The sequence below is a fragment of the Micromonospora sp. NPDC049171 genome (assembly GCF_040648275.1).
Taxonomy (GTDB): domain Bacteria; phylum Actinomycetota; class Actinomycetes; order Mycobacteriales; family Micromonosporaceae; genus Micromonospora.
Map to the genome: position 1 here is coordinate 1 of NZ_JBEZDJ010000051.1, position 11,142 is coordinate 11,142.

Below are 11,142 nucleotides of genomic sequence, written 5' to 3' on the forward strand. Positions count from 1 at the left end.
CCCCCACCCCCACCCCTCACGCGGTGATCATGAGGTTATTGCCGCGACACGCCGAGGCGAGCGACTACAACCTCATGATCACCGGGGGAGGGGGCGGGGGGAGAGGCCGGGGGAGGGAGGGAGGGGGACGGGGAGGGAGGGGGTTATTGGACTGCGGGGGTTGCTGTCAGGGTGTTGGTGTTGGTGTCTAGGGTGGCCTGGGTGCCGAACGGGACCGTCAGCTGGCCGTGGCCGTGGCCGATCGGCAGGCCGCCGAGCACCGGTACGCCCAGGTCGCCGAGGCGTTCGGTGAGCACGTCGACGATCGTGGTCTCCCAACCGTCGCCACAGTCGGTGAACTGCCCGACCGCCACCCCGGCCAGCCCGTCCAGCACGCCGGCCCGGCGCAGCTGGGTAAGCATCCGGTCGACCTTGTACGGGGGCTCCTGCACGTCCTCGATCAACAGCACCGCACCGGTCAGGTCGGGCAGGTCCGGGGTGCCGATCGACGCGGCGATCAGGCACAGGTTGCCGCCGAGCAGGGTGCCGGTGGCGCGACCCGGAACGCGTACGCCGAAGGTGTCCTCGGTGGGCAGCGCGCTGATCGACACCGGCTCGGTCGTCATCAGCGCCGCGTGCAGGGACTCGGCGGAGCGCAGCGGGGTCCGCTCGTCCCGCCAGGCCGCCCCCGGGCCGTGCACTCCGGCCAGCCGGGCACCCCGCCACAGTGCGAACTGCAACGCGGTGATGTCCGAGAACCCGGCCACCACCTTCGGGTCACGGCGTACGGCGGCCATGTCGATGGCGTCCACGATCCGCTGGACGCCGTAGCCGCCACGGGTGCAGATCACCCCGCGTACCTGCGGGTCGGCGAACGCGGCGTTCAGGTCGGCGGCCCGCAGGTCATCGGTGCCGGCGAGGTAGCCGTGGCGGGCGTACGCGTGCGGTGCCGGGACCGGCCGCAGGCCCCAGCCGATGAGCAGCTCCATCCCCCGGGCCACCCGCTCCGGCGAGGTCGGCCCGGACGGTGACACCAGCAGCACCGTGTCACCCGGTCGCAGCACGGGCGGGCGGACGACGGCGGTGTCCTCGTTGATCACAACCGCAGAGCCTAGCGCCGGATCCAGGATCGACGGCCGTTGCGCGCATCCCGGTGGCGGGGCATGGCGGCACACGGCCCACCGGCTAGCCTCGACGGGTGGCAACCGCGCTGGTGATCGAGAACGACCCGACGGACGACGCGCGCCGGCTGGGTGAGTGGCTGACCGAAGCTGGGCTGGAGCTGCGGGTGGTCCGCCCGCACGCCGGCGACGAGCTCCCCGCCGACCTGGAGGGGTACGCCGCGTTTGTGGTGCTCGGCGGCGACCAGCAGGCGTACCCGCTGCCGGACGGCTCGCCCGGCGCTCCCTGGTTTCCGGCGGTGGAGGGCCTGCTACGCAAGGCCGTCCGCTACCGGGTGCCCACCCTGGCGGTCTGCCTGGGCGCGCAACTGCTCGCCACCGCGCACGCCGGCCTGGTCGAGCGGAGCCCGTCCGGGCCGGAGATCGGCCCCGGTGTGGTCGGCCGGCGGGACGCCGCCGAGCACGATCCGTTGTTCCGGTACGTGCCGCTGATCCCGGACGTGCTCCAGTGGCACGCCGACGAGATCACCGAGCTGCCCCGGGGCGCCATCCTGCTGGCCGCGTCCACCCGCTACCCGCACCAGGCGTTCCGGCTCGGTGACCGGGCGTGGGGGTTGCAGTTCCACATCGAGTGCGACGCCGAGATGATCGCCGGCTGGGCGACCGACTCGACCCAACTCGCCGAGCTGGGCTACGACCCGGAGCTGGTGGTGGCGGCCTGCGCCTCGGTGCTGGCCGATGTCGAGGAGGTCTGGCAGCCGTTCGCGGCCCGGTTCGCCGCGCTGGCCCTCGGCGAGTTGGATGACAGCACGATCCGGCGCGGCCTGCCGCTGCTCGGGCACTGATGAGTCGGCCGACCAGGGCACCGGGGCGGCTCGCCCGCTATGGCTTCGGCACCGCCGAGGGCGACGGCGGCGCGCGCGCCGCGGATCTGCTCGGCCCGGACGGGCTGCGGCTGTGGCGGCCGGAGGAACAGGAGCCGGCCGACGAGACCGCGGCGGAGCTGCTTGCCGCACTGTCCCGGGCCGCCGATCCGGACCTGGCACTGCGGCAACTACACCGCATCGTGGAGACCGAACGCCGCACGAGCGCAGGCAGCGCCGGGGGCAGCCCGAGCGGCGGTAGCGCCGCGTCGTCGCTGCTCGCGGAGCTGCACACCGACCCGGGCCTGCGGCGGCGGCTGATCGCGGTGCTCGGCGCGTCGGCGGCGCTCGGTGATCATCTGGTGGCCAACCCCGAGCACTGCCTGACGCTGCGGACCGCCCCGGACGGGCTCGCCCCGATCGCCGAGGGGCGGCTGGAACCGACCGGCGGTGGCAACCCGGTGGCGGTGCTGCGGACCGCGTACCGGCTGGCACTGTTGCGGATCGCGGCGGCCGACCTGACCGGCGGGCGCGGCCTGGAGCAGACCATGGCCGCGCTGTCCGCGTTGGCCGACGCGACCCTCGCCGCGGCGTACGAGATCGCCGTCACGGAGCTGGCCGAGGGCACCGAGCGGCCCCGGCTCGCGGTCGTGGCGATGGGCAAGTGCGGCGGCGGCGAGCTGAACTACGTCTCCGACGTGGACGTCATCTTCGTGGCGGCCGAGGACGCCGACCTGCCGGCGGCGACCCTGGTGGCGACCCGGCTGATCCACATCTGCGGGTTCGTCGCCTGGCCGGTGGACGCCGCGCTGCGACCCGAGGGCAACCGGGGCCCACTGGTGCGAACCCTGGCCAGCCACCTGGCCTACTACCGCCGGTGGGCGCGCACCTGGGAGTTCCAGGCGCTGCTCAAGGCCCGCCCGGCCGCCGGTGACGTGCCGGTGGCCCAGGAGTGGATCGACCAGCTCGCGCCGCTGGTGTGGCGGGCGGCCGAACGGCCCGAGGCGGTCGAGGACGTCCGCGCCATGCGCCGCCGGATCATCGACCACATCCCGCCGAAGGAGTTGGAACGCGAGATCAAGCGCGGCCCCGGCGGGCTGCGCGACATCGAGTTCGCCGTCCAGTTGCTGCAACTCGTGCACGGCCGCGTCGACGAGACGCTGCGGGTACCCGGCACCATCCCGGCGCTGCGCGCGCTCGTCGCCGGCGGCTACGTCGGCCGGGCCGACGGCGAGGCGCTGCTGCGCGGCTACCGCTTCCTGCGCAGCGTCGAGCACCGACTCCAACTCCAGGGCCTGCGTCGTACGCACACCGTGCCCAGCGAGCCGGGCGCGTTGCGCTGGCTCGCCGCCGCACTGGGTTTCACGGCCACGCCGGGGCACAGCGCCGTGGAGAGCTTCCGGGCCGAGTGGGTCACCCACGCCACCGAGGTACGCCGACTGCACGCCAAACTGCTCTACCGGCCGCTGCTGGAGTCGGTGGCCCGGGTGCCGGCCGACGGGTTGCGACTCACCCCGGAGGCGGCCAGTCACCGGCTGGAGATCCTCGGCTTCGCCGACCCGGCCGGGGCGCTGCGCCACCTCCAGGCGCTCACCGGCGGGGTGAGTCGCACGGCGGCCATCCAGCGGACGCTGCTGCCGGTGCTGCTCAGCGAGTTCGCCGACGCGCCGGAGCCGGACCGGGGGCTGCTCAACTACCGCAAGGTCTCCGACAAGCTGGGCAGCACCCCCTGGTATCTGCGGCTGCTGCGCGACGGCGGCCCGGTGGCCCGGCGGTTGGCCCGGGTCCTCGCCCTGTCCCGGTACGTGGCCGACCTGCTCGCCCGGGACCCGGAGGCGCTGCGGCTGCTGGCCGAGGAGAACGAGCTGGCCCCGCGCCCGCCCGACGTGCTCCGGGAGGGGTTCCTGGCGGCGGCGGCCCGGCACACCGACCCGGTCGAGGCCACCCGTGCGGTGCGCGCGCTGCGACGTCGGGAACTGGTCCGGGTGGCCTGCGCGGACGTGCTCAGCCGGGCCGGCGCGCTCGCACCCACGCCGAGCCGACCCGACGGCACGAACCGGCCCGCCACCGGCTCGCTCGACATCACCGAGGTCGGCACGGCACTCGCCGACGTCACCGACGCCACGTTGGCCGCCGCGCTGCGCGCCGCCCGGGCCAGCCAGCCGGCCCCGGCGGGGCTGCGGTTCGCGGTGATCGGCGTGGGACGGCTCGGCGGGTACGAGTCGAACTACCTCTCCGACGCCGACGTGCTCTTCGTCTACGACCCGCCCGCCGGGACCAGCGAGAGCGACGCCAGCGCGGCGGCGCACGCGATCGCCGAGGAGTTGCGCCGGCTGCTCGGCGTACCCGCTGCGGACCCGCCGCTCGGCGTCGACGCCGACCTGCGCCCGGAGGGGCGGCAGGGTCCGCTGGTGCGCAGTCTCGCCGCGTACGCGCAGTACTACGCCCGCTGGTCGCGGGTGTGGGAGGCGCAGGCGTTGCTGCGTGCCCGGTTCGTCTGCGGCGACGCCGACCTGGGCGCCGAGTTCGAGACGATGATCGACCCGGTGCGGTACCCGGCCGACGGGCTGACCCGCGAGCAGGTCGTCGAGATCCGCCGGATCAAGGCCCGGGTGGAGACCGAGCGGCTGCCCCGCGGCGCCGACCCGGCCACCCACACCAAGCTGGGTCGGGGCGGGCTCGCCGACGTGGAGTGGGCGGTGCAGCTCGTCCAGCTCCGGCATGCCGGCGCGGTCCCGGAGCTGCGCGGCACGCGTACCCTCGATGCCCTCGCGGCCGCCGAGCGGTCCGGCCTGATCGACCCGGCGGACGCCGCGGAGATGGCCGCCGGCTGGTCCCTGGCGGCGCAGGTCCGCAACGCGTTGATGCTGGTCCGGGGCCGGGCCGGCGACCAACTGCCCCGGCACGGGGTGGAGTTGGCCGGCGTGGTGCGGCTGCTCGGGCGCGACGACCCGGGGGAGTTCCTCGACGAGTACCTGCGCACCGGCCGCCGCTCCCGCGCCGCCGCCCAGCGGGTGCTGGAGGGGTAGCGGGTCAGCTGCCGAGGGTGTAGACGCCGGGGCGGGGCACGGTGACGGTGGTCCAGCCCCCGTCGGCGGTGACCGTGGCGCCGCCGGACGCGACAAGCCACCGGCTGTGCCGGACCCGGACCGCCACCGGCCCGGCGGTGAGGGCCCGGAAGGTCACCGCCGCGCCGTCAGCGCGGATCAGCTCGGCGGGTGCGGCGACCAGCGGCGTCGGGTCGACCACCGCCCAGACCCGCCAGTGCGGGCCGGACCAGACCGGCGTCAGGTACGGCAACCCGCCCTGGACCAGCTCCGCCTCGGCCCGCCCCACCCAGGACAGCGGGGCGTCCGGCAGCGCCACGAACTGCACGGCGTTCTCCGTCAGCCAGGCCCGGTAGCTGGTCGGAGTCAGCGGTACGCCGGTGCCGGCCGCGCCGGGCACCGTGGTGAAGAACAGCGGGTTGCGGTCGATGTCGGCCTGCCGCAGCCAACCCCGGGCCAGCGGCACCTCACCGAGGCGGGCCGCCTCCCAGTAGTTGCGGGTCGGCGGCACCTCGACCCGGCCGGTGAGCCGTTGCCCGGCCAGGAACGCGCGCAGCGGCGCGTGGTAGCCCGGCGCGCTCGTCGGGTCACCGATGCCGAGCAGGTCGGCGGGGACCACCGGCGGCTGCCACACGCAGACCGCCACCAGCAGCGCGGCCAGACCCACACCGCCGCGCAGCCGCGCCGGCCGCGACCGCCCCGCCGCCGTGGACCCGGCTGCGGCAGCGCTGGTCGGGGCGGCGTCGGCCGGGGCGGCGCGCTGCGCCGACCGGCGGGCCAGCCGCTCGGAGAGCCAGGCGGGCGGGCGGGCCGCGGCGGCCAACACCGGCAGCGCGAACATCGTCACCAGCCGGGTCGCGTTCAACCCCACGGGCGTGTGCACGGCGGCGGCGGCGAGCACCCCGGCGGCGGAGAGCAGCGCGCCGAACCGCACCGGCCGGTACGTCACCAGCGCCGCCACCAGCAGGCTGGTCAGCACCGCGCGGACCGTGTCGGTGCGGCTGATGTTCATCCAGCCGCCGTCGCCGAACAGCAGCGCCGTCGCGGCCAGCGGCACCGCCGCCGCGACACCGAGCGCCAGGCCGTCGGCGTACCGCCGGGTGAGCAGCAACGCCACGCCCACCAGGCCGACGAACAGGCCGGCCACCGGGCTGGTCGCCGAGGCCAGCAACGCGGCGAACGCAGCGAGCGCGAGCCGCCCGCGCCCTCCTCGGGGTACGCCTCGACTCAGCGCGAGCAGCGCGGCCAGCCCGAACGCCACGCCCAGGGCGTACGTGACCCGGCCGGAGACCAGGTTGCCGGCCAGCGTGACCACCCCGACCAGGCTGCCCAGCAGCGGTCGGGGCACCTCGGCGCGGACCAGCAGCGCGGCCAGCGCGGCGGCCGACGCCACCAGAGCCAGCGCGCCGGTCACCCGCACGCCGAGCAGTGCCATCAGGGGCTGGGAGAGCAGGCTGTAGCCGAACTGCTGCACCCCCGCATACCACCGCAGGTCGACCGGGGTGGGCCCGTGGGCCGCGAAGAAGTCCGCCCGGGCCACCTGCGCGGACAGGTCCGACCCCATCAGCGGCAGGGCCAACCAGAGCGCGCCGAGCACGACGGCGGAACCGGCGGCCACCGCCACCACCCGACTACGCCGCATGCCCACCTCCGTACCGCGACCACCGTACTGGCAGCATGTCCGGCGTGCCTCACCACCTCGCGCGTTGGATCGGCCTGGCGGGATCGGCGTTGCTCGCCGTGGCCGCGTTCCTCGGCGGCGCCCTGCCCGGCTCCCCGCTGCGTTCCAACCCGGTCAGCATCTGGCAGGGCCCGAACGGCCCGCTGGTCCTCGCCGCCTGGTTGGTCGGCACCGCGTTGCTGGCCTACGCCTGGTGGGCGCTGCGGGACTCGGTGCCATCGACCCGCTGGGCGTTGACCACCGTCGGGCTCTGGCTGCTGCCGCTGCTTGTCGCACCGCCGCTGGCCAGCCGGGACGTGTACGCGTACGCCTGCCAGGGCGCCAGCTACGCCGCCGGGCTCAACCCGTACGAGCAGGGCGTCTCCGCGTTGCCCTGCCCCTGGCTGGACACCATCTCGTACATCTGGCGGGACACGCCCGCGCCGTACGGGCCGCTGTTCGTGGTGCTCTCCGGTGCGGTGGTCAAGGCCACCGGCTCACTGACCGGCGCGATCGTGGTGTTCCGGCTGATCGCGGTGGCCGGGGTGGCGCTGACCGCGGTGAGCCTGCCGGTGCTGGCCCGGCGAGCCGGCGTACCCGCCGGTCGGGCGGTCTGGCTCGCGCTGGGTTGCCCGCTGGTCGCCGTGCACCTGGTGGGCGGCGCGCACAACGACGCCCTGATGGTCGGCCTGCTGGTCGCCGGACTGGCGGTGATCGCGTCCCGGCCGGGCCGCCCCGGCCCGCTGCTCGCCGGTGGCGTGCTGCTCGGACTGGCCGCCGCGATCAAGGTGACCGCGCTGGTCGTGGTGCCGTTCGCGGCGTTGGCCGCGATCGTCGGCGGGTACTCGATCCGGGCTCTGTTCCGGCACGGCGGGTGGGTGGTCGGCGGCGCGGTCGCCGCCGTGGTCGGGGTGACCGTGGCGGCGGGGCTGGACTTCGGCTGGGTCAGCGGGCTGGCCAGCGGCAGTGACGTGATCGCCTGGACGTCGCCGTCCACCGCGATCGGCCAGACCGTCGGCTACCTGGTGGTGCCGTTCGGCGGGCACATCGACGCGCTGCCGGTCACCCGGGGGATCGGCGTGGCGGTGCTGGCGCTGCTGCTGGTCTGGCTCTGGTGGCGGGCCCGCACCCGGGAGCCGCTGTGGCACGCCGCGGTGGCGTTGGCCGCCACTGTCGCCCTCGCGCCGTTGTTCCACCCCTGGTACTGGATCTGGCCGTTGGCCGTGCTCGCGGCCACCGCCCGCCGGACCGGATGGTTCACCGTCGTCGCACTCGTCGCGTCGTTCCTGGTGCTGCCCGACGGCACCGGCCTGCCCCGGTTCACCAAGACGGTCGGGGCGCCGCTGATGACGCTGTTGGTGATCGCCCTGGTCGTCTGGTTGGTACGGTCGGCTCGGGTGGCCCGTCAGCCGGTCGCCGCCGATTGAGGGAAGGTGCGCCGGTGACCGCTCCCGGTCCGCCGCCTTCCGGACCGTCGCCTTCCGGTCCGCCGGCTTCTGGTCCGCCGGCTGCTGGTCCGCGGCCTTCGGGTCCGCCGGCTTCTGGTCGGTGGGTGGCACGCCTGGCCCGGTACGCGGGACTGGTCGGCGCGGTGCTGCTCGCCGTCGCCGGGTACCTCGGTGGGGCACTGCCCGACGCCCCGCTGGGCGCGACACCGGAGTCGATCTGGCGAGCCCCGGGCGGGCCGGCGACGCTTACCTGCTGGCTGGTCGGCACCGGGCTGCTGGTCACGGCGTGGTGGTCGCTGCGCGAGGCGGTGCCGTCGACCCGGTGGGCGTACGGCACCGCCGGGCTGTGGGCACTGCCGCTGCTTGTCGCGCCGCCACTGGGCAGCCGGGACGTCTACTCGTACGCCTGCCAGGGCTGGACGTACGCGCAGGGCGTCGACCCGTACGCCGTTCCGGTGGCGGCGGCGGGCTGCCCGTGGCTGGACGCGGTGGCACCGATCTGGCGGGACACCCCGGCACCGTACGGGCCGGTGTTCGTGCTGCTCGCGGCGCTCGCGGTCATGCTCGGCGGCGGCCTCACCGGCACGATCGTGGTGCTTCGGGTCATCGCCGTGGCGGGGTTGCTGCTGGGCGCGCTCTGCCTACCCGGACTGGCGCGTGCGGCCGGGGTGCCCACCCGGCGGGCGGTCTGGTTGGCGCTGGCCGGGCCGCTGGTCGGAGTGCACCTGGTGGCCGGGGCGCACAACGACGCGGTGATGCTGGGCCTGCTGCTGGCCGGGCTCCTGATCGTGGTCCGCCGACCGGGTCGGCCGTCGGCGTTGCTGTTCGCCGGGGTGCTGCTCGGACTGGCCGTGACGGTGAAGGCCAGCGCGGTGGTGGTGACGCCGTTCGCCGCACTGGCCGCGGTGCAGGGCCGGCACACCGTACGGTCGTTGGTGCGCGACGGCGGCTGGCTGACCGGCGGGTTGCTCGCCGCGCTGCTGGTCAGCTCGGCCGCGTCCGGGCTCGGGTTCGGCTGGCTGGGCGGGTTGACCCACAGCGGTGACTCGAAGCAGTGGACGTCACCGCCCACCGCCGTCGGCCTGGTCGTCGACTATGCCGGCGCGCTGGCCGGCCGTGGCCCGCAGGCGGTGCCGGTGCTCCGGGCGGTGGCGCTGCTGCTGCTCGCGGTCGTGCTGGTGGTCCTGTGGTGGAGGGCCTGGCGGGACCTGCGGGCCCCGGGTGATCCGGCCCTGACCCGTCCCTGGGTCACGCTGCACGGTGCCGGCCTGGCCCTGGCGGCCACGGTGGTCCTGTCCCCGGTCTTCCATCCCTGGTACGCGACCTGGCCGCTGGTGCTGCTCGCGCTCACCGCCCGGCGGACAACGTGGTTCGTGCTGCCGGCCGCGGCGGCGGCCTTCCTCGCCCTGCCCGACGGCACCAACCTGGCCCGCTTCACCAAAGCCCCCGGCGCCCTGGCGATGACCACCCTGCTCCTGGCCGCCCTCCTGCACACCCTGCGCCGACGCTCCCGACCGCGCCGATCATGAGGTTGGCGGCGTCGTCGATCTCCGAAAGCGCCGCCAACCTCATGATCACCGGGGGAGAGGGTCGGGGTTGGGGGTGAAGCGGGAGCGGACGGCGAGCGCGAGCGGCAGCAGCGCGGGGCCGACAAGCACGACCACGGCAGTGGTCGCGGCGAGCGCCGTCCAGCTCGGCACGAACTCGGCAGGCATGCTGTCGAACGCTCCCGCCAGCGGGTGCAGGGCCAGCAGGCCCACCGGGGTGAGCAGGATCAGTAGGGCCCAGCCGCCCCGCAGGTCGCCGCGCAGCGCCAGCCCCGCGCCGAGCAGCACCGACACGGCGAGCACCACCACGGCGGCGGTCGGCAGCACCGGCACCACCGTCCAGGTGTGGTAGCTCGACGCGAACACGTTCGGAGACAACAGGATCGCCCCGAGGACGCCGGCGCCGCTGACGGCGACCAGCGGGGCCGCCCGCAGCGACGCCGGCAGCCCGTCGGCCGCGCCGAGCGCGACCAGGCCCAACCCGAGCTGGGGCAGCAGCACGAACAGCGGCGGGCGCGGCAGACCGGTGAGTGCGGCGACCGGGACGAGCGCGGCCGTGAGGAGCACCGCGAACGCGACGGCGCGTCGAGCCCACCGACCGGGTGCCAGGGCATGCACCAGTGCGGCCAGCCCCCAGGCGGTCCACGCCCCGATGCCGAGCGAGATGAACGGCCCGAGGGTCGGCTCGCCGAAGCCGGCGGTCGGTGCGGGGCGTAGTTCCAGCACCATCCAGACCCCGGCCAGTGCGGTGGCGGTGAGCAGGGCCAGAGCGGCCGCGAGGCGTACACCCGGCAGGAGGCCGGCCGCGCCGGTGGCGCGCACCCGCTGGCGCAGGCCGGCCCGCACGACGTCCGCGGCGTCCGCGGGCGAGGGCCAGCGCCGGCCCGGGTCAGCCAGTTCGAGGTACGTCCCGACGATCTCGGCGCCCCGGGAGCGCCGGTAGTCGACGGGGTAGGCGTGCAGGAGCCGCAGGTAGCGGCGCTCAAGCTCGGTCATGCCAGCCCTCCGGCCACGCGCGGGGTGACCGGTCGGGCGGTGCGAGCCCGCTCGGCGAGCCGGGTGGTGGCGGCCTCGACGTTGCGACGTAGCCGCTCGGTCTCGGCGGTCAGGGTGGCGTCGCCGGTGGCGGAGAGCCGGTAGTAGCGGCGCAGCCGGCCATCCACCACCTCCTCCCGATCGACCTCGACGAGGCCGGCGTCGACAAGCCGGTCCAGTGCCCCGTAGAGCGTCCCGGGGCGCAGCGACACGCGGTTGTCGGAGAGGACGGCGACCTCGCCGATCAGCCCGTAGCCGTGCATCGGCTCGGCGGCGAGGGCGGTGAGGATCAGGAAGGTGGGTTCGCGCAGCGGTGTGTCCATCGCTGCAATGTATCGGACGCGAAGGTATATCGGAAGGCGTTATAAAGCCGCCGGGCCGGCACCGCGATCGCGGTGCCCAGTGCAGGAAGATCCAACCACCGAGGGGTAGCCGGGGCGTC

The 11,142-nt window shown here is 75.3% G+C and carries 8 protein-coding genes; 4 read left to right on the forward strand and 4 right to left on the reverse strand.

Annotated features, from left to right (window positions below):
• Positions 1–143 precede the first annotated feature (143 nt).
• Positions 144–1,079, reverse strand: coding sequence for an LD-carboxypeptidase (locus AB0B14_RS36015; RefSeq protein WP_357526584.1), 936 nt, complete (start codon positions 1,077–1,079; stop codon positions 144–146).
• 98 nt (positions 1,080–1,177) lie between these two features.
• On the opposite strand from AB0B14_RS36015, the gene AB0B14_RS36020 reads away from it, so the two are divergent.
• Positions 1,178–1,945 (forward strand): type 1 glutamine amidotransferase, encoded by a 768-nt coding sequence (locus AB0B14_RS36020; RefSeq protein WP_357526587.1) that lies wholly within the window; start codon positions 1,178–1,180, stop codon positions 1,943–1,945.
• Entirely contained in the window at positions 1,945–4,992 is a 3,048-nt protein-coding gene (locus tag AB0B14_RS36025) for a bifunctional [glutamine synthetase] adenylyltransferase/[glutamine synthetase]-adenylyl-L-tyrosine phosphorylase (protein WP_357526589.1), read from the forward strand. The genes AB0B14_RS36020 and AB0B14_RS36025 overlap by 1 nt, the downstream gene beginning before the upstream one ends.
• Before the next feature lie 4 nt (positions 4,993–4,996).
• On the opposite strand, the gene AB0B14_RS36030 is transcribed toward AB0B14_RS36025, so the two are convergent.
• A complete protein-coding gene (locus AB0B14_RS36030; RefSeq protein WP_357526591.1) occupies positions 4,997–6,652 on the reverse strand; it encodes a hypothetical protein in 1,656 nt (551 codons plus the stop codon).
• A 44-nt stretch (positions 6,653–6,696) separates the two neighbouring features.
• Here AB0B14_RS36030 and mptB (AB0B14_RS36035) point away from each other — a divergent pair, with 44 nt between their 5' ends.
• Entirely contained in the window at positions 6,697–8,097 is a 1,401-nt protein-coding gene (gene mptB, locus AB0B14_RS36035) for a polyprenol phosphomannose-dependent alpha 1,6 mannosyltransferase MptB (RefSeq protein WP_357526593.1), read from the forward strand.
• Positions 8,098–8,222: 125 nt separating this feature from the next.
• A complete protein-coding gene (mptB, locus tag AB0B14_RS36040; protein ID WP_357526594.1) occupies positions 8,223–9,647 on the forward strand; it encodes a polyprenol phosphomannose-dependent alpha 1,6 mannosyltransferase MptB in 1,425 nt (474 codons plus the stop codon).
• A 45-nt stretch (positions 9,648–9,692) separates the two neighbouring features.
• Here mptB (AB0B14_RS36040) and AB0B14_RS36045 read toward each other — a convergent pair whose 3' ends face one another.
• Together AB0B14_RS36045 and AB0B14_RS36050 are read right to left on the reverse strand one after the other, a co-directional pair.
• Entirely contained in the window at positions 9,693–10,661 is a 969-nt protein-coding gene (locus tag AB0B14_RS36045; protein ID WP_357070424.1) for a hypothetical protein, read from the reverse strand.
• Entirely contained in the window at positions 10,658–11,023 is a 366-nt protein-coding gene (locus tag AB0B14_RS36050) for a helix-turn-helix transcriptional regulator (RefSeq protein ID WP_357526597.1), read from the reverse strand. The genes AB0B14_RS36045 and AB0B14_RS36050 overlap by 4 nt, the downstream gene beginning before the upstream one ends.
• Positions 11,024–11,142: the final 119 nt, after the last annotated feature.

Excerpts from the sequence above, each read along its gene's own strand:
- AB0B14_RS36025 (WP_357526589.1), top strand. The coding sequence starts at position 1,945 with ATGAGTCGGCCGACCAGGGCACCGGGGCGGCTCGCCCGCTATGGCTTC.
- AB0B14_RS36030 (WP_357526591.1), bottom strand. The coding sequence starts at position 6,652 with ATGCGGCGTAGTCGGGTGGTGGCGGTGGCCGCCGGTTCCGCCGTCGTG.
- AB0B14_RS36045 (WP_357070424.1), bottom strand. The coding sequence starts at position 10,661 with ATGACCGAGCTTGAGCGCCGCTACCTGCGGCTCCTGCACGCCTACCCC.
- AB0B14_RS36050 (WP_357526597.1), bottom strand. The coding sequence starts at position 11,023 with ATGGACACACCGCTGCGCGAACCCACCTTCCTGATCCTCACCGCCCTC.